This window comes from Stenotrophomonas sp. LARHCG68, assembly GCF_052871705.1.
Genome location: NZ_JBIXJV010000001.1, coordinates 423502 through 448225, shown reverse-complemented (window position 1 = coordinate 448225; position 24724 = coordinate 423502). Strand labels below are relative to the sequence as shown.

The following is a 24724-nucleotide window of genomic DNA, read 5'->3' as shown; positions in this document are numbered from 1 at the left end:
ACACAGAAGCGGAAACTCCCCCGATTGCTGTCGCCCCACCACACCGGCTCCATACCTCCGGCCATTGCCTGCAGCGAAGCTGCGCCATGCCGGCACCCTCACCGGCCTCGGAGCATTCTCAGGGCTGACTGGCCTTGGCCAGCGTCTGCTCGAATTCCTGGCTGAACTGCCGCACCAGCCGCGGCAGCAACGCCGGATCGATGAATGCATCATCGTCCCCGCGCGCATGCTGCTGCTCCCGCTCCAGTACCTCGGCCACCGACGGGTGGCTGGTCAGCACGATGTCGGCGCGCATCACCGCCAGCTTGGCGAAGGTGGCGCGGTAGTCCTCGACGATGCGGGGATAGGCACGATTGCCGACCAGGGTATTGCCGGCCACGGTGATGCTGCACAGGAACAGCACCTCGCGCGGCGTGCCCCGGTCGTTCACCGTCATGCTCCAGCTGGTGCAGCCGCGCGTATGCCCCGGCGTCAGGTGCGCGGTCAGTTCGACATCGCTCAGGCGCACCCGTTCGCCGTCGCTGACCACCTGGTCGACCCGGATCGGCTCGAATGGCTGGATGCCGTAGTTGTTGTCGCCCTGGTTGCGTCCGTTCTCCAGGGCCCAGCGGTCACCCTCGCTGGCGATCATACGCGCGCCGGTGTCGTGCTTGATCCGCGCCATCGCACCGACATGGTCGGCATGGGCGTGGTCGCTGATCAGCAGCTTCACCTCGGCCAGGCGTACGCCCAGGCTCTCGATGTTGCGTTCGATCAGTGCCGCGTTCTCCGGCAGGGTGGCATCCAGCAGGATCGCCCCCGCCTCCGTGGTGATGAGGTACGCGGACAATCCTTCGGTACCGACGTAGTGCACGTTGCCCGCGACCTGGAAGGGCGCGACCGGTGCCGACCATTCCGCCGGATCGGCCGCCAGCGCCGGCCAGATGCTGGCTGCGGCCAGTGCGGTGGCGAGGATGCCAAACCCGTTGCCAGTCTTCATGCGTCCGCCTTCGTTGTGTGGATGGAACCGAACGATGCGCCGCACCGGCATCGCCCACAATCGAGCAGATTTCGGCCCAGCCATCAGGTTTTCTCATGCCACGCCGGGGGCGGTCGCGCGCGGCACCGGACTGGCGCCGATGTGCCGGAATCAACATTTGGCGCGTGCTTAACGCGGCGCTATCACATCCCGCATTCGCCGGCAGTATCGTCCGCCGTGCCTGTCATGGAGTGACCCCGATGACCCGTCGAACCCCGCTCCTGCTGTCCCTCGCCGCGCTTGCCACGCTGTTGTCGGCCAGCTGCGACCGCGGCACATCGCAACCGGGCGGGACCGCGGCGGCACCGCCCGGCACGGCCGTGCCGCTGTTCGAAACGTTCGGGGACCTGCATCGTGACGTTGGCACCCGCGTGCCGGCTGCCCAGCGCTATTTCGACCAAGGCCTGCGCCTGGCCTACGGCTTCAACCACGAGGCCGCGGCCCGCTCCTTCGCCGAAGCGGCGCGGCTGGACCCGCAGTGCGCGATGTGCGTGTGGGGCCAGGCACTGGTGCTCGGGCCGAACATCAACCTGCCGATGGATCCGTCGCTGGCCGGTGACGCCGCGACGCTCGCGGCCAAGGCCGCCGCACTGGCCGGCAATGCGCGCCCCGCCGACCGTGCGCTGATCCAGGCGCTGCAGGCCCGCTATACCGCGCCCGCACCGGAAGACCGCAAGCCGCTGGACCGGGCCTATGCCGATGCGATGGCGCGCGTGGTCCAGGCGTTTCCCGCCGATGACGATGCCGCGACGCTGTACGCCGAAGCCCTGATGGATCTCTCGCCCTGGGCCTACTGGAGCGCGGACGGCACGCCCGCCGAGTTCACCGCACGCCTCGTCGGCGAACTGGAACGCGTGCTGGCCCGCAATCCGCGCCATATCGGCGCCATGCACTACTACATCCATGCAGTCGAAGCCTCCCCCGACCCACGCCGCGCCGAGCGCCACGCCGACGCCCTGGCCGCGCTCGCCCCCGGTTCCGGCCACCTGGTGCACATGCCGGCACACATCTACATCCGCCTGGGCCGCTACCACGACGCCACCCTGACCAACCTGGCGGCGAGCACCGCGGACAAGGACTTCCTCGCGGTCTGTCGCGGCAGCAACGGCGTCTATCCGCTCGGTTACGTGCCACACAACTGGCACTTCGCGACGATGACCAGCGGCCTCACCGGCTCGCGCACGTTGGCGATGGAAGCGGCCAGCCAGACCGCGCGACGTGCCGACCAAGCCGCGATGGGCGAGGCACCGATGCAGTTCATGCAGCAGTTCGTGGTCACGCCGTTGCTCACCCAGGTGCGCTTCGGTGACTGGGACGCCATCCTCGCCGACACCGCGCAGGCACCGGCATTGCCGTATCCCTCGGCGATCGGCCATTTCGCGCGCGGCATGGCGCACCTGCGCAAGGGGGCCCTGGCCGATGCCGCGCGCGAAGCCGAGGCATTGCACGCGATCACGCTGGACCCGGCGATGGCGCAAGTAAGCTTCTTCGACATCAACCACGCCGATGCCGTGTTGCGCATTGCCGACGCCCTGCTGCGCGGCGAGCTGCTGCGCGCACAGGGCAAGCCCGCCGACGCCATTGCCGCACTACGTGAGGCCGCCACTGCAGAGGACGCACTGGCCTACAACGAACCCGCCGATTGGCCGTTGCCGATCCGTCCCTACCTGGGCGCCGCCCTGCTGGAAGCGGGCGATGCCAAGGCCGCCGCCGATGTCTTCCAGCAGGACCTGAAGACCTATCCCGCCAACGGCTGGTCGCTGTTCGGCCTGGCGCAGGCACAACAGGCGATGGGCCAGGCCGACGCCGCACGCGAGACCTCGCGCCAACAACGCGACGCCTGGCAATGGGCCGATGCGCCGCTGACCGCGGCGCGGTATTGAGTGCCTGCTGCCACGTCACGATACGGACGTAGCCGCACTTCGTCCGAGGTGCACTTCATCGCGCGCCATCACGACGCGGACCGGCGCTGGCGTCGAGGTGCCTGCGCCGGTGTGCCCTGCCCTCTGTTCGTCGTCATTGACATGCCCTTGCCGCACCTGTGCGCAAGGGGCACGACGTGTCAGCCCTGCTTGAACAACTTGCGCTTCGGGTTGGCCGGGGCCGCCTTGGGCGTGAGCTTGGCCACGCCGGGGACGAGGAAATCGACCGGGTCCTGGCCGAAGCGAACCTTGGAGGCGAGCCAGCGCGGCATCTTGCCGCGGCCGGTCCAGGTGTAGCGGCGGTTCTCCGGGTCACGGTACTTGATGGCCACCTTGGGCAGCTTGCGGCGGCGCGTACGCGGTGCAGCGCCTCCGTCCATGCCTTCTCCGAACACTTCCTCGATCGTGTAACCGGCCTTCCTGGCCAGCGCGGTCAGCTGCTTCTTCACCTTCTCGGCAGGTGGGCGGCTGACAAGCGCCTTGCGCGTCTGTTCCGCGGTGCGGATCAGCTGGTTCAACTCCCGCACGCTCAAGGAAGTCAGGTCTATCGTCATTGGTAGGGATCCCATGAAAAACAGGCCGGGGCATGGACACCCGGTTGCAGGCAGTTTAGCGCGTCGCCGCCTTCGTCCGGACATGCTGCGGCGGATACCCCGCTACCACCGGCACCCGCGATCAGGCCGGCTCCTCGCCGAGCATCCGCACCAGCATCGCCGCCAGCGTCTTGACCTCCGGTTCGGCCGAGGGGCGCTGCAGCAGCACCCGCTCGATGCTGTCCACCACCGGCAGTCCGCTTGCCGGACCCAGCACCACGTGCGCGGCGGTCACCGCGCGTGCCGGCAGCAGGCTGATGCCCAGGCCGTCGGCGACCGCGGCCTGGATCCCGCCCAGGCTGGAGCTGGTGAAGCTGATCCGCCAGCGCCGGCCCAGCGCCTCGACGGCATCGATCATGTCCTCGCGGTACAGCCCACGCGGGGGGAAGGCCACCAGCGGCACCGGGTCCTGCGCGAAGGTGGGCGCGGCGGCGGCGTCGATCCAGCACATCGGCTCGGGCCAGCAGGCCAGGCCCTCGCGGCTGCCGCGGCGCTGCTTGACCAGCACCAGGTCCAGTTCGCCACGGTCGTAGCTTTCGGCCAGGCCGCGGCTCAGCCCGCTGCTGACCTCCAGCTTCACGCGCGGGTGGTCACGGCTGAAGTCGGCCAGCAACCGGGTGGTGCGGCCGGCGGCGAAGTCCTCGGGCACGCCGATGCGGATGGTGGTGCCCGCCCCTTCGCCGGACAACGCGGCGGCCAGTTCCTCGTTCAAGGCCAGCATCCGGCGCGCATAGCCGAGCACCGTCTCGCCGATGTCGGTGGGGCGCGCATCGCGCACGCCACGGTCGAGCAGGCGCTGCCCCGCCAGCTCCTCCAGCCGCCGCACCTTCTGGCTGATGGTGGACTGGGTCGAGTGCAGGCGCGTGGCCGCGGCCGTGAAGCTGCCGCAGTCAGCCACCGTCACCAATGCACGCAGCAGATCGAGGTCGAAGATCGACCTATTTGATTTCTGAATATCACCCATCGCCATATTTCATTTCTGGATGGAACGGCCGACTTGTAGCATCGGCGCCAGCCCCGGGCAACTGCGCCGGCGGTCTGGAACGGCAAGCGGCGCGCCCGCGCCACGCATCTGGAGACGACATCATGGCTACCCGGCATTGGGTCACCACGCATGCATTGGCCGCGGCCATGCTGACCTCCTGTTCGGCCGGCGCCGGCGAGCCGGCACTGGCTGAAGCGCTGCACCAGGCCGCCACGCACGGCGACGCCCGGCAGGTGACTGCCCTGCTCGAACGCGGCGCCCCGCTGGAGGCCCGCGACGGGGAAGGCCGCACCCCGCTGCTGGCCGCCGTGCGCCAGCGCCGCGCCGATACCGCGCGCGTGCTGATCCATGCCGGTGCCAGCGGCCAACGCGAGATCCTGGAACTGACGCTGCAGCACGGCGCCGACCTGCGCAGCACCAACCGCTATGGCGGCACCGCGCTGATCCCGGCGGCCGAACGCGGGCACGTGGAGGTGGTGCGCACGCTGATCCAGGCCGGCGTCGATGTCGACCACGTCAACCGGTTGGATTGGACCGCGCTGCTGGAGGCCATCATCCTCGGCGACGGCGGCCCGGATCACGTGGCCATCGTGAAGCTGCTGATCGACGCCGGTGCCGACGTCAACCTCGCCGACGGCAATGGCATCACGCCGCTGCAGCATGCCCGCCAACGCGGTCAGGCCGAGAACATCCGTCTGCTGCTCGCCGCCAACGCGCGATGAGCACGGCGTCCTTTCCCCTGCGCACCCGCGCGGCCCACGAGATCCCCTGATGAAGACCACGCTTTCCCTGGCCATTTCGGCCCTGTTCGCGGTTGCGCTGCCGGCGCTGGCTGCCCCGTCCAGCGCCGATGTGCTGATCCGCCATGCCACCGTGGTCGACGTGGAGCACGCCCGCCTGCAGCCCGGCCAGGCGGTGGCCATCCGCGGCCAGGACATCGTCGCCGTCGGCGATGACGCCACCTTGGCCCGGCAGTGGCAGGCCAGGCAGGTGGTCGATGCCGGCAACCGTTACCTGATCCCCGGGCTGTGGGACATGCACGTCCACTTCGGTGGTGGCCCGGCCCTGGTCGAGGAGAACAAGGCGCTGCTGCCGCTGTACGTGGCGCATGGCATCACCACCGTGCGCGACGCCTCCGGCGACCTGCCCGAGCAGGTGTTGTCGTGGCGCGGGCAGATCGCGGCCGGGCAGTTGTTCGGGCCGCAGCTGTTCACCTCCGGCGCCAAGATCGAAGGCATCGCGCCGGTCTGGAAAGGCACCCTCGAGGCCGGCGACGAAGCCGGCGTGGACGCTGCGCTGGACCGCGAGCAGCGCGACCAGGTGGACTTCGTGAAGATCACCGACAGCACGCTCAAGCCCGAGCTGTTCCTGTACGCGCTGCGCCAGGCCAGGCAGCGTGGCCTGCGCACCTCCGGCCACATCCCGATGGCGTTGACCGTGGAGCAGGCCGTCGATGCGGGCATCAGTTCGATCGAACACCTGGACTACGCGTTCAAGGCCGGGGTGAAGGACGAGGCGGCCATCGCCGCCGACTTCGCCGCCGGGCGCATCGACCGCGCCGAGGCCAACCGCCGGCTGCGCGGCGGCTTCGACCGCGACACCGCGATGGCGGCCTACCGCCGCTTCGCCGAACACGGCGTGGCGGTGACCCCGACCCTGGACGGTGGGCGCATCATCGATTTCCTCGACGTCGAACCGCATGCCGACGACGCCTACCTGGCGTATATCGGCCCGGGCCTGCGCAAGACCTATGCCTGGCGCGTGGACCGCGCCGCCAAGGCCACGCCACAGCAGATCCAGGACCGCCATGCGCACTACGCGCAGGTCGCCGCGGTGTTGCCGATGCTGCAGCAGGCCGGCGTGCAGATCATGGCCGGCACCGATGCGGGCTTCCTCAACTCGTACAACTATCCCGGCATCGGCCTGCACAACGAACTGGCGTTGTACGTGCGCGAAGGGTTGAGCGCACCGCAGGCGCTGGCGGCGGCGACCCGCGCCGGCCCGGCCTGGTTCGGCAAGCTCGACCGCTACGGCGCGGTGCAGGCCGGCAAGGCCGCCGACCTGGTGCTGCTGGAGCGCAATCCGCTGCAGGACATCGGTGCGACCACCGCGATCAACACGGTAGTGCTGCGCGGCCAGGTCCAGGACCGCGCGACGCTGGATGCACTGCTCGACGCCACCCGTGCGCAGGTGAAGGCCTGGAACGCGGCCGACGCCACCGATTGAACCGGCACTTCGGCCGGCGCGCGTGACCGCATGGCGCACGCGCGCCATCCGTGGATTCGACCAAGGGGACGTGCAGGCGTCCCCGCCTGACCGGCTCAGCCCTTGCCGGCCACGCCCGGGCACTGCCCCGCACCCGGTGCCTTGACCGGATGGTCCGGCTCCAGCGTGAGCCGCTGGATGTCGGAGAACAACTGCTCCACCGGCATGCCGAACGGCACGAACAGACGCACCCTGCCCTGGCGGTCGAACAGGTAGCCGCCCGCGGTATGCGTCATCGCGTACGCGCCGGGCACCGGGCCGTCCTCGCGCTCATAGAACGCCTTGAAGCGCGACGCCATGGCGGCCAGTTGATCGGCATCACCGACCAACGCGGTCGCGCTGGGGTCGAAGGCTTTCACGTAAGTCTGCGCGACCGCAGGCGTATCCCGCTCGGGGTCGACGGTGACGAACACCACCTGCAACTTGTCCGCGTCCGAGCCCATCAGGTGCTTCACCTGGCCCAGCTCGACCATCGTGGTCGGGCACACGTCCGGGCAGCTGGTGAAGCCGAAGAACAGGTAGGTGACCTTGCCCTGGAAGTCGGCCGGCGAGCGGCTGACGCCGGCGCTGTCGGGCAGCGTCCAGTGCTGGCCCAGGTCCTGGCAGGAGATGTCCTTGCCGTAATAGTCGAGCTTGGGCTTGGCCGCGCAGGCGACCAGCAGCAGGCTGGCGGCGGTGACCAGCACGACCGGAAGGGAGAGCTTGCGCGCCAGCGCGGACAGGCCGGTGGCGAGGGGGAAATGACGGGACATGGCGTTGGCAATGCGAGGGACGGTCTGCGACGGACACGCAACGGGCCGGCAGTTGCCTGCCGGCCCGCGCGACGGCGTCAGTTGACCATCATGTGGAAGTGCATGCTCCAGATGATCCAGATCGAGAGCGCGACCACGATGAAAAGGATGACCAGCGTGAAAACGAAACTGGCCAGGTTCCAGCCACCCTCCGAGGAGCGGTTCATGTGCAGGAAGTAGACCAGCTGCACGATGATCTGCACCACGGCGAAGGCCACCAGCAGGAACAGCGTCAACGGCCGCGACAGCGTCGGGTTCATCACCAGCAGGAACGGGATGACGGTCAATACCGCGCAGATCACGAAGCCGATCAGGTAGGAACGGGTGGAACCGTGGCCGCCACCGGCACGGGAAGTATCGATGTCGGACATGCTCAGAACGCTCCAACCAGATAGACGAAGGTGAACACGCAGATCCAGACCAGGTCCAGGAAGTGCCAGAACAGGCTCAGGCAGGAAATGCGGGTGACATTGGTGGCGGTCAGGCCGCGGCGATGCACCTGGTGCATCACCACCGCCATCCACAGCAGGCCGCTGGCCACGTGCAGGCCGTGGGTGCCGACCAGTGCGAAGAACGCCGACAGGTAGGCACTGGTGCTCGGCCCGGCACCTTCATGGATCAGGTGGCTGAACTCGTACACCTCCATGCCGATGAAGGTGGCGCCGAGCGCGAACGTCACGCCCAGCCACGCCAGCACCGCCTGCTTGTTCTGGCGGTGCATGGCCAGCACGGCCTGGCCGTAGGTGATGCTGGAGAACAGCAGCACGAAGGTTTCCACCATCACGAACGGCAGCGAGAACAGCTCCTTGCCGGTCGGCCCGCCCGCATAGGCGGTGCTGAGCACCGCGTAGGAGGCGAACAGCGAGCCGAACAGCACCAGGTCGGACATGAGGTAGATCCACATGCCGAAGACCTTCATGCCGCCCTGCTCATGGCCGTGGTCGTCGTGGCCGTGGTCGGCCACCTGCTCGGTGATGGCGCCGGTGTTGGACATCAGGTTCATGCGGTCACCCCGTGCTGCTTGAGCTTGCTCTGGTGCTGGTTCTCGATGCGCGTCACTTCCTCGGCGCTGACGTAGTAGTCCACGTCCTCGTCGTAGGAGCGCACGATCAGGGTCACGATCATCGCCACGAAGCTGGCGCCGGCCATCCACCAGATATGCCAGATCAAGGCAAAGCACAGCACCAGGATCCAGACGTTGAGGATCAACGGCACGCCGGTGTTCTTCGGCATGTGGATCGGCGCGTAGGCCTTCGGCGGCGGCGGCAGGCCTTCCTTCTTGGCCTCATGGAAGGCATCGAGCTGGTCGGCCTTGGGAACCACGGCGAAGTTGTAGAACGGCGGCGGCGACGGCGTGGCCCATTCCAGCGTGCGTGCATTCCACGGGTCGCCGGTGACGTCCAGGTTCTTCTTGCGGTCGCGGATGCTGACGTAGATCTGCACCAGCATCAGGATGATGCCAGCCAGCACGAACAGCGCGCCGACGAAGGCCACGATCAAGTACGGCGTCCACGCCGGGTTGTCGTACTGGTTCATGCGCCGGGTCATGCCCATGAAGCCGAGCATGTACAGCGGCATGAAGGCCAGGTAGAAGCCGATCACCCAGCAGGCGAAGGACCACTTGCCCAGGCGCTCGTTGAGGGTGAAGCCGAACACCTTCGGGAACCAGTAGGCGAAGCCGGCCAGGTAGCCGAACAGCGCGCCACCGATGATGGTGTTGTGGAAGTGGGCGACCAGGAACAGGCTGTTGTGCAGCAGGAAGTCCGCGCCCGGGATGGCCAGCAGCACGCCGGTCATGCCACCGATGGTGAAGGTCACCAGGAAGGCGATGGTCCACAGCATCGGCACGCTGAACTCCACGCGGCCGCCGTACATGGTGAACAGCCAGGTGAAGATCTTCACGCCGGTGGGGATGGCGATGATCATCGTCATGATGCCGAAGAACGCATTGACGCTGGCGCCCGAGCCCATGGTGAAGAAGTGGTGCAACCACACCACGAACGACAGGATGCCGATCGCCAGCGTCGCGCCCACCATCGACTTGTAGCCGAACAGCTTCTTGCGCGCGAAGGTGGCGGTGACTTCGGAGAAGATGCCGAACGCCGGCAACACCAGGATGTACACCTCCGGGTGGCCCCAGGCCCACACCAGGTTGACGTACATCATCGGGTTGCCACCCAGGTCATTGGTGTAGAAGTGGAAGTCCAGGTAGCGGTCCAGCGTCAACGCGCCGAGTGCGACGGTCAGGATCGGGAACGCGGCGATGATGATCACGCTGGTGACCAGCACGGTCCAGGTGAACACCGGCATCTTCATCAGGGTCATGCCCGGCGCACGCATGCGCAGGATGGTGATGAACAGGTTGACGCCGGTCAGCAGTGTTCCCACGCCCGACGCCTGCAACGCCCAGATGTAGTAATCGACACCCACCCCTGGACTGAACTCCAGCCCCGACAGCGGCGGATAGGCGACCCAGCCGGTCATCGCGAACTCGCCCACGCCCAGCGAGATCATCATCAGCGCGGCGCCGACCACGAAGATCCAGAAGCTGAAGGCATTGAGGAACGGGAACGCCATGTCGCGCGCACCGATCTGCAGCGGCACGATGATGTTCATCAGGCCGACCACGAACGGCGTGGCGACGAAGAAGATCATGATCACGCCATGCGCGGTGAAGATCTGGTCGTAGTGCTCCGGCGGCAGGAAGCCGTCGCTGCCGGGGCCGGCGGCGGCCAGCTGTGCACGCATCATCAGCGCGTCGGCGAAGCCGCGCACCAGCATCACCAGCGCCACCACGACATACATGATGCCGATCTTCTTGTGGTCCACGGTGGTGAACCAATCGCGCCAGAGCGTGCCCCAGAGCTTGAAATAGGTCACCGCGCCGAGCAGCGCGAGGCCACCGAGCACCATGCCCAACAATGTCACCACGACGATCGGCTCGTGCAACGGCACGGCGTCCCACGTCAACTTACCGAACATGCTCATTACTCCTGCGAGGCCTGTGTTTCTGCGTGATGGCCCGAACTGGCCGCGGTGTTCTCACCCACGCCGATGAACTGGTCGATGACCTTCTTGAACAGCAGCGGTTCGACCGAGGCGAAGTGACGCACCGGCTCCTTGCGGCTGGGTGCGGCCAACTGCTTGAACGCATCGAAGCTGAGCTGCTCCGGTGCGCTGCGCACCTCGGCGACCCACGCATCGAACTGCGGGTCCGTCATCGCGGTGGCGGTGAACTTCATGTTGGAGAAGCCGTGGCCGCTGTAATTGCCGGACATGCCGCGGAACTCACCCGGTTCGTTGGCCACCAGGTGCAGCTGCGTGCGCATGCCGGCCATCGCGTAGATCTGCCCGCCCAGCTGTGGGATGAAGAAGGTGTTCATCGTCGAGTTGGAGGTGATGTCGAACGCCAGCTGGCGCTTGACCGGGAAGTTGAGCTGGTTGACCGTGGCGATGCCCAGGTCCGGGTAGACGAACACCCACTTCCAGTCGGTGGCGATCACTTCCACGTGCAGCGGCTCGCCGGGGATGTCCAGCGGCTTGTAGGGATCGAGGTCGTGGGTGGACTTCCATACGATGGCAGCCAACACCGCGATGATGATCAGCGGCACGCCCCACACCACCACTTCCACCTTGGTCGAGTGCGACCAGTCGGGCATGTAGCGGGCGGAAGTGTTACCCGCGCGGTAGCGCCAGGCGAACACGAAGGTCAGCACGATGGCGGGGATCACCACGATCAGCATCAGGCCGATGCAGATCAGGATCAGGTCACGCTGGGCCAGGCCCACGTCCCCCTTGGAATCCAGTAACACCCAGTTGCAGCCAGCCAATCCCACGCATGCCAAAGCGGCCAGCGCTGGGCGGATGCGTTTCCAGCAGATATTCATTGAAGGTCGACCCGGTTGAAGGAGCTGATTGACCGGGGACGTCCGGCGCCCGGCACGCGAGCGCGGAGCGGCTACACTGTCCCTACGGCGGCACCTACAAAAGGAAGTCCGCTCCAGTCAAGTCCATACAAGATACATCATTGTATGGCTTGATGCACATACAATGCATGGAAGGTGCCTCCCGATGCAGCCGCAAGCCACTGGCCGACGCCTGAAAAAGCCGAACCGGACCTGGGTCCGCCCATTCACCGAGGGCGCCGGCCCGCTGTACCTGCAGATCGCCCAGCAGGTCCGCGCCGCGGTCGACGACGGCGTGCTGCAGCCGGGTGACCGGCTGCCACCACAACGCGACCTGGCCCAGCAGATGGGGGTCGACCTGACCACCGTGACCCGCGCCTACGCCGAGCTGCGCCAGTCCGAACTGCTCGACGCACAGGGCGCCGGCGGCACCTTCATCGCCCTGTCCGCCGGCGACGGCACCACCTCGGTCGACCTGAGCATGAACATCCCGCCGCTGCTGGGCAGCGGCCCGTTCGCGCAGGGCATGGAGCGCGGCTTCCAGCAGCTCAGCCAGCAGTTGGGCCAGGGCGAGCTGATGAGCTACCACGTCGGCGCCGGCTCGCGCGAAGACCGTGCTGCGGCCGTGCACTGGCTGGCCCCGATGCTGGGCAACGTCGCCCCGGAGCGGGTGGTGATCTGCCCCGGCGCGCAGGCCGCGCTGTGCGCGATCCTGCTGGCCAAGAGCCAACCCGGCGACGTGATCGCCGCCGAACAACTGACCTACCCCGGCCTGCTGGCCGCCGCACGCGTGCTGCAGCGGGGCATCGCGCCGATCGCCATGGACGCCGAAGGCATGCTGCCGGAGGCACTGGAAGCAGCCTGCCAGCAGCGCAAGCCGAGCCTGGTCTACCTGATCCCCACCATCCAGAACCCGACCACGGCGACCATGTCCCAAGGCCGCCGCAGCGCCCTGCTGGCGGTGGCCCGCCGGTACGGCGTGGCCGTCATCGAGGACGACCCGTACTGGCTGCTGGCCGGCGATGCCGCCGCGCCGCTGGCCGTCGACAGCAGCCCGCAGGCGCCGGTCTACTACGTCTCCACCCTGTCCAAGTGCCTGGCGCCGGGCCTGCGCACGGCCTATCTGGTGGTGCCGCCGGGCGAGCCGATGGAACCGGTGCTCGACGCGTTGCGTTCGATCGCGCTGATGCCGACCCAGTCGATGGTGGCGGTGGCCTCGCACTGGATCCGCAGCGGCCAGGCCGACGAGATGGTCCGCCGCTTCCAGCAGGAGCTGCGCCAGCGCCAGCAGATCGCCGCACGCCTCCTGCCCACGCCCTACCAGGCGCATCCGGCCGGCCTGCACCTGTGGCTACCGCTGCCCGCGCGGCTGGACCAGTACCGGCTGATCCAGACCGCGCAGGCCCAAGGCCTGGGCATCGCCAGCTCGGAGGCATTCAGCATCGAGGAGCAGGCCGGCAACGCGATCCGCCTGTCGCTGGGCGGGGCAGTCGACCAGCCCAGCCTGGCCGCGGCGTTGACCCGCCTGACCGAGATCATCTCGACTGCGCCTGAGACGCGAACGCAGGCCATCGTCTAGCGCCTCCCCGATCATATCCATACAAAAATGATACATTCGAATTCTTGTATGGAAATGCGTGTGCTTCGTTATGCGTCGGGACAAGCTGAAATTCCACCTGGTCATGTTCGGCTGCGCCGGCTTCGTCGGCGTGGCGCTGGCCTCGCTGGCCTATGTCTGCACCCGTCCGCAGACCGCCGGCGTGCAGGCCGCCGAACGGGCCGCCATCACCCGGTGCTGGGAGCGCAGCCGCGCGCCTGACCGCACCGAGATCTACCGCCGTGCCCAGGCCGATTCGTGCCGGGAAATGGTCAAGCAGTACGAGCACAAGTTCGGCGCAGGCGCTGCGTCGTGAACACCCCTGCCGCGACGCCCGCGCGTCGCCGTGGCATGCGCCTGCTGATCGCCGCGGCCTGTGTCTTCATGTTCGGCGTGGGCGTGGCGCTGTGGCAGTACTTCGGCTTCAGCGAACAGGCCAGCTTCGCCGAGCAGGCCATCGTGTTCGACGACGCGCAGTTGCAGCTGCCGCCGCAACTGGCCGGTGCCAATGGCCGTATCCGCGTGGTGCATTTCTGGGACCCGGCGTGCACGGTCTGCAACCGCGAAACCGGTGCGCACCTGAGCTACCTGATCAGCATGTACCGCCGCGCCGGCATCGACTTCTACGCAGTGCGCCGCCCCCGCACCACCGGTGAACTGCCCGACTACCTCAAGGGCCGCCTGCAGGAACTGCCCACCCTCGCCGGCGTGGAGCAGATCCCGGCCAGCCCGGCGGTGGCGATCTGGGACCGCGACGGCCACCTCGCCTACGCCGGCCCGTACAGCATCGGCATGGTGTGCAACTCGGCCAATAGCTTCGTCGAGCCGATCCTGGACAAGCTGGTCGCCGGCAAGCCCGTGCGCCCGCGCGGCCTGCTCGCCGTCGGTTGCTATTGCCGCTGGCAAACCACGCCCTGACAGCGCCATGTGCCTTCCCTTCGCCCTCGGTGCGCGGCGCCGTCGCACGTCCACGAAGAACAGCGGGCACCCACTCCAACCGACCGATGGTTGTGAGCAGGCGCCCGCCGCTGAGGTAAACGATAGGGCACGACATCCTCCCTACATGGCGCGACCGTTTGTCGCAGCCCTGCCCCGCTTCCACGAAGGTGCGCGATGACCTGGATCGACAACGCGCTGGCCAGCAACGGGCCGATCTACCTGCGCATCGTCGATACGATCGAGCGCACCGTGAACACCGGCGAGCTGGCACCCGGGCATCGCCTGCCCTCGCAGCGTGCATTGGCCAAGCAGTTGGGCATCGACCTGACCACGGTCACGCGCGCCTTCGATGAAGCACGCCGCCGCGGATTGATCGAGGCACGCGGGCCGCAGGGCAGTTTCATCGCCCCACCCAAGGCCGCCTTCGGGCAGCCGGTGGACATGAGCATGAACGTGCCGCCGGTACCGGATGCGGCCGCACTGAGCGATGCGCTGCGCCGCGGTGCCGCCGCCGTGCTCGCACGCAGCAACGCGCCCAACCTGATGACCTACCACCCCACCGGCGGCAGCCGCACCGACCTGCACGCGGCGACCGGCTGGCTGCAGCCGATGCTGGGCAAGGTGGATGACGCCCGGCTGGTGGTCGCCGAAGGCGCGCAGTTCGCGCTGGCCGCGCTGCTGGTCAGCCAGACCCGCGAAGGTGACGCGCTACTGTGCGACCGGTTGGTCTATCCCGGTTTGCTGCAGTTGGCCGACTCGCTCGGGCGCCGCCTGATCGCGGTCGACGCCGATGCCGACGGCATGCGCCCGGACCAGCTGGAGCGTGCCGCGCGGTTGCACGGCGCTCGGCTGGTGTACTTCAACCCGACCTGCAACAACCCGACCGCGCTGACCATCCCGCCGCTGCGTCGCGCCGAACTGGCGCGCGTGCTGCAGCAACACGACCTGCTCGCCATCGAGGACGACCCGTACTGGCACCACGATGCCAGCAAGCCGGCGCCGATCGCCGCGTTCGCACCGGCGCACGTGCACTACGTCTCCACCTTGTCCAAGGCGATCAGCCCCGGCCTGCGCACCGCTTTCGTGCATTGCCCGTCGGCCGCGCACGCCGAGACGCTGGCGCGCGTGCTGCGGGCACTGTGCCTGATGGGCCAGCCGTTCGGCATGGCGCTGGCCAGCCAGCTGCTGCTGGACGGCTCGGCGCAGGCGCTACTGGCGCAGGCCCTGGCCGAGGCACGCGAGCGCGCTCGCCTGGCCGATCACCTGCTCAGCCCGTACCTGCGTGCGCAGGTCGGCGGCCTGCATGCCTGGTGCACGATGCCGCCGCCGTGGACCGACACCGCGTTCGCACATGCCGCGCAGCTGCAGAGCCTGGCGGTCTCTCCGTCGTCCACTTTCAGTACCGTGGACCAGCCCCTGCACGATGGTGTGCGGCTCTCCCTCGGGCTGGCGTCGGACCGCCGCCAACTGGAAAGTGCCCTGCGCCGCATCAACCAACTGCTCACCGACACCGCCCCGGCACGCCCGCAGGGCTGAAACGCACGCCCCCTCAGGCCACCGCGTCGGCCAGCTGCAATGCCTGCCAGGCGGCCTGCGTGCGCGCCTGCCAGTCCCCGTGCAAGGTCTGGTAGGGCACGCCGCGTGCGCCCAGCTCGCGCACATACCAATCGTGTTGCCACTGCCGAAATGCCGGGTCACGGCGGGTGCCATCCTGCACGAACGGCACGTCCGGCCCGCACAGCAACACCAGGTCATAGCGGTGCGTGGCCAGCGCCACCAGTGCCGGCTCAGCACGGTCGAACATCGCCTGCGCATACAGCAACGTGGTCAACGGCGAGGTATCGCAGACCAGCCAACGCCGCGCATCGGCCAGCAATTGCGTTTCACGCGCCACCTGGGTGTGCGCGATCCGCAGCAGGTCCGCCTCCTGCAATACGCCACCCTGCGCTTCCCACAGCTCGCGGCCGTACTCGGCGGCATGCACGCTGCCGCAGCGCTGGGCCAGATGGATGGCCAGCGTCGACTTGCCGGTGGATTCCCCGCCCAGCAGCACCACCCGACGCACGAAGTCGCCGTACACCTGCGGCGCCAGCAGCTGCCGGTGCGCGTGCAGGTCACGGCGGATCGCGGTGCCCGAGGTGGGCACGCGCACGCGCGCCGGGTCCACCGCGACATGCACGACCGCGCGCCCACCGCGCTGTTGCTGCTCCTGCGACAACACCGCGGCGAAGCCCGGCCCGTAGGCCTCGCTGGTGAACACCGCATCGACGTCGCTACGTACGATCTCGTGCAGCAGCCAGGCCACGAAATGACGGTGCGTCGCATCGTCCTCGTCGTTGTGCGGCAGCGCCCGCACCGGCACGCCGCGTCGTTGGCAGAGCGCGGCCAGCCGCGCGTCATCCAGCACCCAGTGCTGTGCCTGCGGATACAGATTGCGCAACCACTGCTCGCGCCGCGCCGGCCACAGGCCATCGAACTCGGGCCGGGTGTAGCTGACCACGACCAGCCGCTCGCAGGCGGCCTGCGCATGGTCCAGCAGCACCTGGTGGCCGCGGTGCAGCGGGCAGAACTTGCCCACCACCAGCCCCACGCGATGCAGCTTCACGCGCGCGCTTCCTGTGCCCGCCACAGCCGGTGCCAATGCCGCCACGCCAGCCAGGCGTTGATCCAGTACGCGGCATACAGCACCGAGGTGAGGCTCAAGCCGCGCGAGGCGTACAGCGGCACGGCGATGCTGTTGACCAGTATCCACACTGGCCAGGTTTCCACCCGCCGCTGCATCAACAGCAGCTGCGCCAGCACCGACAGGCACAGCACCGCCGAGTCGGCGAACGGCGCATAGGCGTCGGTAAAACGGTGCAGCAGCGTGCCGTAGGCCAGTGCGGCCAGCACCGCGGCCACGCTCATCAGCGCAAAGCTGCGCAGCCGCGTGCGCTGGATCGGCAGCGCGGCATGGCTGGCGCTGGCATGCCAGTTCCACCAGCCGAACAGGCTGGCCACGACGAAGAACACCTGCAGCAGCACGTCGGCGTACAACTGGGTGTGCCAGAACAACAGGCCGAACAACGAGCAGCCGACGATGCCGGTCCACCAGGTGTGCACGCTGTTGCGCGCGGCCAGCAGGATCGAAGCGGCGGCCATCACGTTGGCGGCGATTTCAAGAACGGTCATGCGGTGAAGCCTTCCGGTAAGTCAGTGGTGTATTGCAGCAGCTTGTCCTCGGCATGCAGCCGCTGCACCTGCACGGCGCGTCCGTCCAGGGCCTGTTGCAGGCGGGCGACGGCATCGTCGGCCAACCCGGCTTCTGCCACCGGCAGGTGCAGGGTGATGCCGGCATCGGCGTGCTGGTGCACGCGGTAACGCGACAGCGGCAACGGGGCCAGCGCGTGGCTCACGTCGATGTTGTTGATCCAGCGGCCGTTGGCAGTGAGGTAGCGCACCGGGCGCCGGCCCTGCAGGCCGACGATCATCGGCACCTCGCCGGCCATCGCCAGTGCGCCGCGGTCGCCGGTGCGGTAGCGCAGCAGCGGCAGGCAGAAGTTGAAACCACCGGTCAGGGTGATCTCGCCTTCCTGCCCGGCCGGCAGTGCCCGGCCCGCCGCATCCACCACTTCCACGTACATGCCCGGCTGCAGCAGCACATGGCCACCATAGGCATCGTCGTGCACCGCCAGCGGGCCGGCTTCATTCATCGAGTACAGGTCCAGCACCGGGCAACCGAAGCGCGCTTCAAGCGCAGTGCGCAGGCCGGTCGACAAGGCCATCGACACCGACAGCAGCACGCGCGGGCGGTGCGAGAGTGGCAATTGGAGCAGGGTGGCGAAGGAGATCGGGTCGCCGGCGATCACTTCCGGCTGCATCTGGTCAATATAGCGCGCGCGGTCGTCCACGTCGCGCCAATCGTTGGGGTGCAGGTTGATCTTGGCCAGCCCCGACTCATCCATCGTCGGCGTCACCGACACATAGGTGAAGCAGCGTTGCTGCATGCCCAGCAGCATCACCCCCATCTGCCCGCGCCCATGCTGCAGGCCGATGCCGGACCGGGCCAGCGCACGCTTGTGGTAGGCCAGGTAACGCGCGGCCACCACCGGGTGCGACGGCAGCACCAACGGATGGCCGGTGGTGCCGGTGGTACGGAAGTTCATCATCCGCTCCAGCGGCACCGGGTCGGGCACGAAGCGGGCGATGTCGGCGGCCAGGTCGCCCCGGTCGGTGGTCGGCAGCGCCTCGAACGCCGTGCCACGGCCGCGCGCACGGAAGTACGGCACCTGTGCATGCACCGCGTCGAGGAAGCCCGCCAACCACGGCGGCGGCACACCGGGCTGCCATTCAAACCGTGCCGTCACCACCTGCTGCTCATAGGCACGCAGCTGCGTCACCTCCTCGGCCAACAAGCGGTTGCCGCTCTGGTTGCGGAAGATCGGCGCGGCCGGATGCTCACGCATCCGCTGCAGCAGGCGCCGGCCCTCCTCGCTCAGGGTCGGGTAGCGCTCGGCATCGGTGGGCGCCTGGCTCACTCGCGCGTCCACTTGTCCGCCGATTCCTCGGCCGCCTTGCGCGCCAGGGCTTCACGGATGGCACGTGCACGCGCTTCGGCGGCGCGGCTGGCGGCGAGCAGGCGGCGCCGCTCCACCCCGCTGACGCTGGCCAGCCGGTCGGCCGCCTGTGCCGCGGTTTCGCCGGCGGGCAACAGGCCCAGCCGCGCGATGGTGGTACGTGCCAGTTCCTCGCGCCGGTCCGGCTCCAGCACGTACCGTGTCGCCGCCGCCTCGGCCGCCAGCGCCGGCACCGCCTCGCTGAACAACGCCTGCAACTGTTCGCCGTCGCGATCGAACGACTGCCACGTCGCATCGGCCAGCAACCACGCCATCACCGCCGACAGGCTCAACTGGTTCGCGTTGACCCCCTGCAATCCGCCCGACAAGGTCACACGCAGCGACGATGCCATCGCCGTGCCGTGCATCGCCAGCACGTCGTTGACCACGGCGGCAACGTGCAGCTGCCCTTCGCGGCCGCGCCGTGGCGGGTCGAGGAAGTCCGGAGGCGTGTCGAGCAGGCGACGCAACAGGACGTCGAGCGACGGGCCGGTGGTCATGGGCATGTCAGGCATGAAAACAGGTTTCCTATCTGCCGGCTCATCGCCGCGCCTCCTGCTGGTAGTGACGGCGGCTGAAATCGCGGGCGAAGGCCAGCAGATCGGCCATGTCGCGCACCACATGGATGTCCCAGCCGGCGTCGCGGGCGCGCAGCAGGTCGGCGGTCCAGCCCTTGGCACCGGCCAGGTGATCGGGCAACGGGCTGTACAGGTTCAGTGCCATCGTGCCGCCGGCGCGGCCCGCGCGCAGCGCCTGCGCGGCCACGTCCCAGCCGCTGTTGCCACGTTCGTCGTCCTCGAACATCGTGGTGATGCCGTCGTCGGAGATATGCAGGATGTGCACGGCGCGCCCGGTGCGGCTGCGTTGCGCGTAGGTATCGCGCAGGCGATGGATCGGGAAGGCCGTGGCGCCGCCGAAATAGCCGACCAGCACCTCCAGGATCGCATTCTCGTCGCGGACGAAGCCCTCGGTGTGCAGATACTGGTGCTTGCCACTCCACAAGGTCACCTGCACCCGTGCACCCGCGCGCAGCGCCGACAGCGCGATCACCGCGCCGGCCAGGGTCAGCCACGACGTTACCTGCTGCGGGTTGGGCATCGAGCCGGAGCTGTCCACGTACAGGTCCAGGTCGATCGGCTCGGCCGCCGGCTCGTTGCCGGGAGCACCGCCATAGACGCGCCGCACCGTGGTCACGCCGGGCACCACCCGGGGCGACTGCATCAGTGTCTGCAGCCAGTCCACCGCATCGAGCGGGTCGCCCGGCTCCCACGGCTCCAGGCCTTCCATCTCCGGTTCCATCGCCTGGGGCTGTGCACGGACCGGGAAGCGGATCAGGTGTGGCAACGCACGTTCGCGGTAGTAACGGATCGCCAACTGGCTGGGGTCCAGCTCCAGCCCCGCCGCGCGCAGGATCTCGCCATACTCGAACGGCTCGCGCGCCTGGCCCACGCTGTGCGCGGTGGCCTGCTCGGCTTCGGGCTCGGCCGGGGCAGCGGCGTCCGATGCCTCGCCGGTGATGCGCGGGTCGTGCGCCGGGTGCACGGGCGGTTCCAGCTCGTCTTCCTCCAGTCGGTCCAACCCGGACGGCTGGCTGCCACGCCCGGCGTTGCGGGTATCCATCAACGCATCCACGCGCGCGTCGCTCACCGTCTCCAGCAGGTAGGGCAGCAGCAACGCCGAAAAGCGGCCAGCGCCGATCATCCATTCGTTCGCATAGGTGCGGATCACCCGCGCGCCGAGCCAGGCATCGCCGCGCAGGGCCGCATCGTCCACCGGCCCACCCAGGCTGCCGGCCGGCTGCTGCCACAGCTGCTCGTAGATGCCCATGTACAGGGTCCACAGCGGGGTGCTGCCCTGTGCGCCCGCCGCCAGGCGCTGGTAGACCCCGGCCATGCGCAGGCCGCACTGCCGCTGCAGGCGGTCGTTGATCAGCAGGTCGGTGTAGAGGTTGGCCACCATCGGCGCATGCGCCTCCAGCGTCGGCAACGCGCGATGGATGCGCGCCAGCAGGCGGGCATGGTCGGTGGCGGTGGCCGGCGCCAGGACGTGGTGGCCGATCTCGTGGGCGAGGATCTCGCGGGCAAACGCCTGCAAGCCGAGCTGCTGGACGCGCGGCAGGTCGATCACCACGCGCTGGTCGGCCAGCCGGATCATCGCGAAGCTGCCGGTCAGGCCTTCGGCGGCGGCGTCCACGCTGGAATCGCACAACCGTGGATCCTGCAGCCGGGTGAACCGGCTCCAGTCGGCCAGCGCCTGCGGCCAGGCGGTACGCCAAGCGGCCAGCAATGCGTCGTGATCAGGCGAATTCACGCGACCTCCGGCACCACGCGCACGTGATGCGAGTACGGCGAATGGATCGCGATGCCGGCCGGCCCTGCCACCAGCTGCAGGCCTTCGTCGGGTGCCGCAAACCGCACGTGGCGTGCGCCGACCTGCACGCCCTGCGCATCCACCACCGCAGCCCGTACCGGCGTCGCACTGGCCGCGGCGAACTCCGCCGCACTGGCGGGCAGCACCACGGCGCCGAAGGCATCGGCCAGCAACAGGTGGTGACGCTCACCACTGCGCGCGATGAAGCCCAGCGCGCAGGCGCGCAGTTCCGGCGGCGCGGCGAACGGGCCGCCCAGGCCGGTGAAACCGCCCAGCAGTTGTCCCTGCGCCTCCATCGCCTGCGTGCGCGGGTTCCACCAGCGCTCCCGCTGCAGCTGTTGGCGCACCGCGTCCACCTGCCCGCCTGCGACGCCCAGGGCCTCGGTCACCAGGTCATCGGGCAGCTGCGCCGATTGCGCCAAAGCCGCCTCGCGCAGCTGCACCATGCCCGCCTGCCAGGCGCACAGCGCGCCGACAGCGCGCAGTTGCGCGCCCGAGGTGCAGCGCGCGGCCAGCGGCTGCATCGCGGCGATCCATTCCGGCACGCGCACGCCGGGCACGTTGTCCATCCGCACCACCGCATTGCTCAACGCGCCCAGCACCTGCAGCGGCTCGCGGGCAATCAGCGCCGCCGCCGGCATGGCCAGTTGCTGCCAGGCCGCGTCCACCCACGGCAGGCGCGCGGCCGGGCCGGCCAGCCCTTGCGCGACCAGTTCCAGCCCGACGTCGAAGCCGGTCTCGGCCACCACCAACGTGGCCGCCGCATCAACCTGCGCGACCGCCACGCACACCGGGTCCAGCGTCTGGGTGATGAAGGCCGACAAGGCCGCCGTATCGAAGCCGGGCCAGCGGTGCCGTGCCTCAGCCACGCGCTGGTTGAACAGGCTGCGCCGCGCGGCCAGTACACCGGCCAGTACCGACGACACCATCTCAGCGTGCCCGCAGCCAGTGCAGGTAATTGGTGTAGCGCTGGTGCAGGTACTTGAGCTTGAGCAGGTCGTCGTAGAGATGGCCGTACAGCTTGCGCCCCTTCACCCGCTCCTCGACCAACCGCTCGATGCGGGTCAGGCATGCGCGCGTCTCGCGCTCGGTCACGCCGTCCAGCCCGCGGGCGAACTGCGCGGACAACTCCCCGACCGGGTCGTTGCGGTCCAGGTCCAGGCGGTCGTACTCGGCGTTGGAGGCATCCAGCAGCCAGCGCAGCCAGCTCAGCCGGTCACTGCGGTAGGCCGCGTTCTCCGGCAGCGCGAAGAACGGTGCGTCCAGGTCGGGCTGCAGCTTGTCGTTGAGCACGAACGGCAGCACCTGGCGCACGTCGTCCAGCGCCACCGCCTGGTTGCCGCGGAACCACGCCAGCGCCTTGGCGTACACCAGCAGCGTGCCCAGGTTGCGCACCGACAAGCCGTTGCGGGTCTGGCAGCCCAGGTCCTTCATGCGGTCGCGGCCGCTGTCAGCGGCGGTGGCCTGCGCCCAGTCGGTGCCGGCCAGGCGCACGGTGTCCTTGGTCAGGTACTCGAACTGCGCGCCGGCGGTCTCCATCAGCTCGAACTGGCTGCTGAAGAACTCGATGCGGCGGCGCACGTCGTCGGGCACGTCCACCGCGCGGATCTGCACCATCATCTGCTCGGACTCGGCCTCGCTGAAGATGATCTCGCGCGGTACCAGTTCCTCCGGCCGCAGGTTCTGCTCGATGCGCAGCAGCATCTCGTCCAGGAAGCGCGGGTTGAACGCCAGCGCCTGCACCACCACGTCGATGCGGTCGCGCAGCGCCTCGATCACCTGGTAGGTGCCGCCGCCGCGGTCGTCGTTGGCGGTCAGGTACCACGCCGATTCCGGGCATTCGTAGACCTGGTTGAGGATCTCGGCGTAGTTGTCGCCCATCACCGTCAGCAGCGCGCTCTGGGTGCGGGTCGGGATGCGGTTGTACTCGTCGATGATCTTGACCCGCATGCCCAGCCAGTTGCGCCAGGCGATGCGGATCTGGCCCATGTCCTGCGCCGCCACCAGGTCCGCCGGCAAGGGGTTGCCGAGCAGGTCGGCGATGGTCATCTGCGGATGGCCATGCTGCATGGCGCGGCGCACCTCGCGCACCGGGTAGCCGGCCAGCACGCCCATCAGGATCGCGCTGGCGGTCTTGCCACGGCCGGGGCCACCGACGAACAGGCATTTGCGCCGCGTGGCGAAGGTCAGCAGCGGCAGCAGCACGTAGCTGGAGTAGCTCTGCGCCGAGGGCAGGGTCAGGGTACGGCGGGTATCGCCGACGCTGAAGCTCGCCGACGGGCCATCGTGGTACTCGATGTCGTAGTGCGGGCTGATGATGGCGTTGTTGACGATCCAGAAGTACGCCTGGCGCAGCTTCTCATCCAGCGCCAACGGCGCGGCCTCGCCGGGGTCCTGCAACTGCACCGGCCCTTCGTACAGCTCGGCCACGTCGAAACTGCGCGCGACCGGCTCGGCGCGGGGGTTGGTGGGCGCCTGCGACAGGCGCTGGAACAGGTTGAATGGCGACACCGGGCATCCCTTCGACAACGTGCCCGGATTCTAGCGTGGCCGCAATGATCCGCCGGTCATGTCCTGCACGGCAGGCTGCCTGCCAGCGCCGAGCCCTGCCCGGCGAGGCATTCCCGCTCCCGCGCGGCACCGCCACGCGTCACCCGCGCCTCACCCGCGCGGCGGGATCAGGGCATCATCCAGCGCCGTCGCACGCTGCCACGCCGCGCGCTCGCGCAGGCGCTGACCGTACTCGGCGAAGGCCGCGCGCTCGGGCAGGGTCTTGAACATCTGCCCCCACAGGATCTGGCTGCCCACGTAGACATCGGCCGCGCTGAACTGCTCGCCGAGCAACCACGGCCGCGCATCGGCCGCCACCTGCTCCAGCGTGTCGACCACCTGCTCGAAGCTGCCATAGCCCACCATGCCCGACCGCTCGGCCGGTGCCAGCAGGCCCAGTGCCTTGGCGCTGACGGCCGCCTCCACCGGGCCAGCGGCGAAGAACAGCCAACGCAGGTAGCTGCCACGCAGTGGATCGTCATTGGCCGGGGCCAACCCGGCCTGTGGGAAGGCATCGGCCAGATAGGCGCAGATGGCCGCGGCCTCGGTCACCACCACGCCCCGATGGACGATGGCCGGCACCTTGCCCATCGGGTTGATCGCCAGGTAGGCCGGGGCCTTGATGCTGTCGCCAAAGCTCAGCACCTCGGCCTGGTAGGGCTGGCCCACCTCCTCCAGCATCCAGCGCACGATGCGCCCGCGCGACATCGGGTTGGTGTAGAAGACAATCTCGTCGCTGCTGTTGCCCATGCCGGTTGCTCCGCGAAAGGAATGCGGAGTCTAGCGCCGGGCCTGTGCATCCGCCGCGGCGGGCATCTCAGTCGCGCGGCGGCGGCGGGGGTGGCGGCTGCACGCCCTTGTCCTTCAGGCAGGCGTCCATGGCCTCGCGGTCATGGCCCTGCGGCGGTGCCGGCGGCTTGCCGCCCGTGTCACCGGGCTTGGGCAGCGTGATCCCGAGTGCGGTGGCGCATTCCTCCAGCGCCTGGGTGAATGCCGGATCCCGCGGCCGATGCCCGGGGTGCGGCGCACCCGGTGGCGGCTCGCGGTGTTCGCCCGGCGGTGCCTGGTCCGGCGCGCTGGCGTTGGCATCGTTCATCCAGGCACCGGCCACCAGCGCCAGCCCGAGCAGCGCGGCGGTGGCCGGTGCATGCCCGCGCAGGGTTTCCATTGGCTTCATCGTTGTTGTCTCCGTTG

The 24724-nt window shown here is 68.8% G+C and carries 24 protein-coding genes; 7 read left to right on the top strand and 17 right to left on the bottom strand.

What is annotated here, in order from left to right; translation table 11 throughout:
- Nucleotides 1-118 precede the first annotated feature (118 nt).
- The gene (gene bla / locus ACIPR8_RS01940) at nucleotides 119-979 is read right to left on the bottom strand and encodes a subclass B3 metallo-beta-lactamase (protein ID WP_446540000.1); all 861 of its coding nucleotides are present in this window, start codon (nucleotides 977-979) and stop codon (nucleotides 119-121) included.
- 239 nt (nucleotides 980-1218) lie between these two features.
- On the opposite strand from bla, the gene ACIPR8_RS01935 reads away from it, so the two are divergent.
- Nucleotides 1219-2901, top strand: coding sequence for a tetratricopeptide repeat protein (locus tag ACIPR8_RS01935; RefSeq protein ID WP_446539999.1), 1683 nt, complete (start codon nucleotides 1219-1221; stop codon nucleotides 2899-2901).
- 179 nt (nucleotides 2902-3080) lie between these two features.
- Here ACIPR8_RS01935 and ACIPR8_RS01930 read toward each other — a convergent pair whose 3' ends face one another.
- Together ACIPR8_RS01930 and ACIPR8_RS01925 are read right to left on the bottom strand one after the other, a co-directional pair.
- Nucleotides 3081-3494 (bottom strand): H-NS histone family protein, encoded by a 414-nt coding sequence (locus ACIPR8_RS01930; RefSeq protein ID WP_192287637.1) that lies wholly within the window; start codon nucleotides 3492-3494, stop codon nucleotides 3081-3083.
- Nucleotides 3495-3615: 121 nt separating this feature from the next.
- Complete coding sequence (locus ACIPR8_RS01925; RefSeq protein ID WP_132865611.1) at nucleotides 3616-4497, bottom strand: LysR substrate-binding domain-containing protein; 882 nt, start codon at nucleotides 4495-4497, stop codon at nucleotides 3616-3618.
- A gap of 122 nt (nucleotides 4498-4619) precedes the next feature.
- Here ACIPR8_RS01925 and ACIPR8_RS01920 point away from each other — a divergent pair, with 122 nt between their 5' ends.
- Complete coding sequence (locus tag ACIPR8_RS01920; protein ID WP_446539998.1) at nucleotides 4620-5240, top strand: ankyrin repeat domain-containing protein; 621 nt, start codon at nucleotides 4620-4622, stop codon at nucleotides 5238-5240.
- A 49-nt stretch (nucleotides 5241-5289) separates the two neighbouring features.
- Complete coding sequence (locus ACIPR8_RS01915) at nucleotides 5290-6744, top strand: amidohydrolase family protein (protein WP_446539997.1); 1455 nt, start codon at nucleotides 5290-5292, stop codon at nucleotides 6742-6744.
- Nucleotides 6745-6839: 95 nt separating this feature from the next.
- On the opposite strand, the gene ACIPR8_RS01910 is transcribed toward ACIPR8_RS01915, so the two are convergent.
- The 5 genes from ACIPR8_RS01910 to cyoA form a co-directional block, all read right to left on the bottom strand.
- The gene (locus ACIPR8_RS01910) at nucleotides 6840-7535 is read right to left on the bottom strand and encodes an SCO family protein (RefSeq protein ID WP_446539996.1); all 696 of its coding nucleotides are present in this window, start codon (nucleotides 7533-7535) and stop codon (nucleotides 6840-6842) included.
- A gap of 77 nt (nucleotides 7536-7612) precedes the next feature.
- Nucleotides 7613-7945 carry a cytochrome o ubiquinol oxidase subunit IV gene (gene cyoD, locus ACIPR8_RS01905; RefSeq protein ID WP_446539995.1) on the bottom strand — a complete coding sequence of 111 codons (333 nt, stop codon included), beginning with the start codon at nucleotides 7943-7945 and terminating at the stop codon, nucleotides 7613-7615.
- Between the two features lie 2 nt (nucleotides 7946-7947).
- Nucleotides 7948-8568 carry a cytochrome o ubiquinol oxidase subunit III gene (gene cyoC, locus ACIPR8_RS01900; RefSeq protein ID WP_446540615.1) on the bottom strand — a complete coding sequence of 207 codons (621 nt, stop codon included), beginning with the start codon at nucleotides 8566-8568 and terminating at the stop codon, nucleotides 7948-7950.
- A gap of 5 nt (nucleotides 8569-8573) precedes the next feature.
- Nucleotides 8574-10556 carry a cytochrome o ubiquinol oxidase subunit I gene (gene cyoB, locus ACIPR8_RS01895; protein WP_446539994.1) on the bottom strand — a complete coding sequence of 661 codons (1983 nt, stop codon included), beginning with the start codon at nucleotides 10554-10556 and terminating at the stop codon, nucleotides 8574-8576.
- A gap of 5 nt (nucleotides 10557-10561) precedes the next feature.
- Nucleotides 10562-11461, bottom strand: a complete 900-nt coding sequence (cyoA, locus tag ACIPR8_RS01890) for a ubiquinol oxidase subunit II (RefSeq protein ID WP_446539993.1) — start codon at nucleotides 11459-11461, stop codon at nucleotides 10562-10564.
- Nucleotides 11462-11645: 184 nt separating this feature from the next.
- On the opposite strand from cyoA, the gene ACIPR8_RS01885 reads away from it, so the two are divergent.
- From ACIPR8_RS01885 to ACIPR8_RS01870, 4 genes are all read left to right on the top strand, one after another.
- Nucleotides 11646-13058 carry an aminotransferase-like domain-containing protein gene (locus ACIPR8_RS01885; RefSeq protein ID WP_446539992.1) on the top strand — a complete coding sequence of 471 codons (1413 nt, stop codon included), beginning with the start codon at nucleotides 11646-11648 and terminating at the stop codon, nucleotides 13056-13058.
- Nucleotides 13059-13128: 70 nt separating this feature from the next.
- Nucleotides 13129-13392: a hypothetical protein gene (locus tag ACIPR8_RS01880; protein WP_446539991.1), complete on the top strand. Its 264-nt coding sequence runs from the start codon at nucleotides 13129-13131 to the stop codon at nucleotides 13390-13392.
- Nucleotides 13389-13994, top strand: coding sequence for a DUF6436 domain-containing protein (locus ACIPR8_RS01875; protein ID WP_446539990.1), 606 nt, complete (start codon nucleotides 13389-13391; stop codon nucleotides 13992-13994). Before ACIPR8_RS01880 ends, ACIPR8_RS01875 begins: the two co-directional genes overlap by 4 nt.
- Before the next feature lie 195 nt (nucleotides 13995-14189).
- Complete coding sequence (locus ACIPR8_RS01870; protein ID WP_446539989.1) at nucleotides 14190-15551, top strand: aminotransferase-like domain-containing protein; 1362 nt, start codon at nucleotides 14190-14192, stop codon at nucleotides 15549-15551.
- Between the two features lie 13 nt (nucleotides 15552-15564).
- Here ACIPR8_RS01870 and ACIPR8_RS01865 read toward each other — a convergent pair whose 3' ends face one another.
- The 9 genes from ACIPR8_RS01865 to ACIPR8_RS01825 all read right to left on the bottom strand — a co-directional run bounded on the left by ACIPR8_RS01865 (nucleotide 15565) and on the right by ACIPR8_RS01825 (nucleotide 24707).
- Nucleotides 15565-16620 carry an AAA family ATPase gene (locus ACIPR8_RS01865; RefSeq protein WP_446539988.1) on the bottom strand — a complete coding sequence of 352 codons (1056 nt, stop codon included), beginning with the start codon at nucleotides 16618-16620 and terminating at the stop codon, nucleotides 15565-15567.
- Nucleotides 16617-17186 (bottom strand): nicotinamide riboside transporter PnuC, encoded by a 570-nt coding sequence (pnuC, locus tag ACIPR8_RS01860; protein ID WP_313252213.1) that lies wholly within the window; start codon nucleotides 17184-17186, stop codon nucleotides 16617-16619. The genes ACIPR8_RS01865 and pnuC overlap by 4 nt, the downstream gene beginning before the upstream one ends.
- Nucleotides 17183-18532, bottom strand: coding sequence for an AMP-binding protein (locus ACIPR8_RS01855; RefSeq protein ID WP_446539987.1), 1350 nt, complete (start codon nucleotides 18530-18532; stop codon nucleotides 17183-17185). Before ACIPR8_RS01855 ends, pnuC begins: the two co-directional genes overlap by 4 nt.
- A complete protein-coding gene (locus ACIPR8_RS01850; protein ID WP_446539986.1) occupies nucleotides 18529-19125 on the bottom strand; it encodes a hypothetical protein in 597 nt (198 codons plus the stop codon). The genes ACIPR8_RS01855 and ACIPR8_RS01850 overlap by 4 nt, the downstream gene beginning before the upstream one ends.
- A gap of 25 nt (nucleotides 19126-19150) precedes the next feature.
- Complete coding sequence (locus ACIPR8_RS01845) at nucleotides 19151-20920, bottom strand: hypothetical protein (protein ID WP_446539985.1); 1770 nt, start codon at nucleotides 20918-20920, stop codon at nucleotides 19151-19153.
- Nucleotides 20917-21909, bottom strand: a complete 993-nt coding sequence (locus ACIPR8_RS01840; RefSeq protein ID WP_446539984.1) for a hypothetical protein — start codon at nucleotides 21907-21909, stop codon at nucleotides 20917-20919. The genes ACIPR8_RS01845 and ACIPR8_RS01840 overlap by 4 nt, the downstream gene beginning before the upstream one ends.
- A 1-nt stretch (nucleotide 21910) precedes the next feature.
- Nucleotides 21911-23491, bottom strand: coding sequence for an AAA family ATPase (locus tag ACIPR8_RS01835; protein ID WP_446539983.1), 1581 nt, complete (start codon nucleotides 23489-23491; stop codon nucleotides 21911-21913).
- A 150-nt stretch (nucleotides 23492-23641) separates the two neighbouring features.
- Nucleotides 23642-24280 carry a glutathione S-transferase family protein gene (locus ACIPR8_RS01830; protein ID WP_446539982.1) on the bottom strand — a complete coding sequence of 213 codons (639 nt, stop codon included), beginning with the start codon at nucleotides 24278-24280 and terminating at the stop codon, nucleotides 23642-23644.
- A gap of 67 nt (nucleotides 24281-24347) precedes the next feature.
- Complete coding sequence (locus tag ACIPR8_RS01825; RefSeq protein WP_446539981.1) at nucleotides 24348-24707, bottom strand: hypothetical protein; 360 nt, start codon at nucleotides 24705-24707, stop codon at nucleotides 24348-24350.
- Nucleotides 24708-24724: the final 17 nt, after the last annotated feature.

Excerpts from the sequence above, each read along its gene's own strand:
- bla (WP_446540000.1), bottom strand. The coding sequence starts at position 979 with ATGAAGACTGGCAACGGGTTTGGCATCCTCGCCACCGCACTGGCCGCA.
- ACIPR8_RS01935 (WP_446539999.1), top strand. The coding sequence starts at position 1,219 with ATGACCCGTCGAACCCCGCTCCTGCTGTCCCTCGCCGCGCTTGCCACG.
- ACIPR8_RS01930 (WP_192287637.1), bottom strand. The coding sequence starts at position 3,494 with ATGACGATAGACCTGACTTCCTTGAGCGTGCGGGAGTTGAACCAGCTG.
- ACIPR8_RS01925 (WP_132865611.1), bottom strand. The coding sequence starts at position 4,497 with ATGGGTGATATTCAGAAATCAAATAGGTCGATCTTCGACCTCGATCTG.
- ACIPR8_RS01920 (WP_446539998.1), top strand. The coding sequence starts at position 4,620 with ATGGCTACCCGGCATTGGGTCACCACGCATGCATTGGCCGCGGCCATG.
- ACIPR8_RS01915 (WP_446539997.1), top strand. The coding sequence starts at position 5,290 with ATGAAGACCACGCTTTCCCTGGCCATTTCGGCCCTGTTCGCGGTTGCG.
- ACIPR8_RS01910 (WP_446539996.1), bottom strand. The coding sequence starts at position 7,535 with ATGTCCCGTCATTTCCCCCTCGCCACCGGCCTGTCCGCGCTGGCGCGC.
- cyoD (WP_446539995.1), bottom strand. The coding sequence starts at position 7,945 with ATGTCCGACATCGATACTTCCCGTGCCGGTGGCGGCCACGGTTCCACC.
- cyoC (WP_446540615.1), bottom strand. The coding sequence starts at position 8,568 with ATGTCCAACACCGGCGCCATCACCGAGCAGGTGGCCGACCACGGCCAC.
- cyoB (WP_446539994.1), bottom strand. The coding sequence starts at position 10,556 with ATGTTCGGTAAGTTGACGTGGGACGCCGTGCCGTTGCACGAGCCGATC.
- cyoA (WP_446539993.1), bottom strand. The coding sequence starts at position 11,461 with ATGAATATCTGCTGGAAACGCATCCGCCCAGCGCTGGCCGCTTTGGCA.
- ACIPR8_RS01885 (WP_446539992.1), top strand. The coding sequence starts at position 11,646 with ATGCAGCCGCAAGCCACTGGCCGACGCCTGAAAAAGCCGAACCGGACC.
- ACIPR8_RS01880 (WP_446539991.1), top strand. The coding sequence starts at position 13,129 with ATGCGTCGGGACAAGCTGAAATTCCACCTGGTCATGTTCGGCTGCGCC.
- ACIPR8_RS01870 (WP_446539989.1), top strand. The coding sequence starts at position 14,190 with ATGACCTGGATCGACAACGCGCTGGCCAGCAACGGGCCGATCTACCTG.
- pnuC (WP_313252213.1), bottom strand. The coding sequence starts at position 17,186 with ATGACCGTTCTTGAAATCGCCGCCAACGTGATGGCCGCCGCTTCGATC.
- ACIPR8_RS01850 (WP_446539986.1), bottom strand. The coding sequence starts at position 19,125 with ATGCCTGACATGCCCATGACCACCGGCCCGTCGCTCGACGTCCTGTTG.
- ACIPR8_RS01840 (WP_446539984.1), bottom strand. The coding sequence starts at position 21,909 with ATGGTGTCGTCGGTACTGGCCGGTGTACTGGCCGCGCGGCGCAGCCTG.
- ACIPR8_RS01830 (WP_446539982.1), bottom strand. The coding sequence starts at position 24,280 with ATGGGCAACAGCAGCGACGAGATTGTCTTCTACACCAACCCGATGTCG.
- ACIPR8_RS01825 (WP_446539981.1), bottom strand. The coding sequence starts at position 24,707 with ATGAAGCCAATGGAAACCCTGCGCGGGCATGCACCGGCCACCGCCGCG.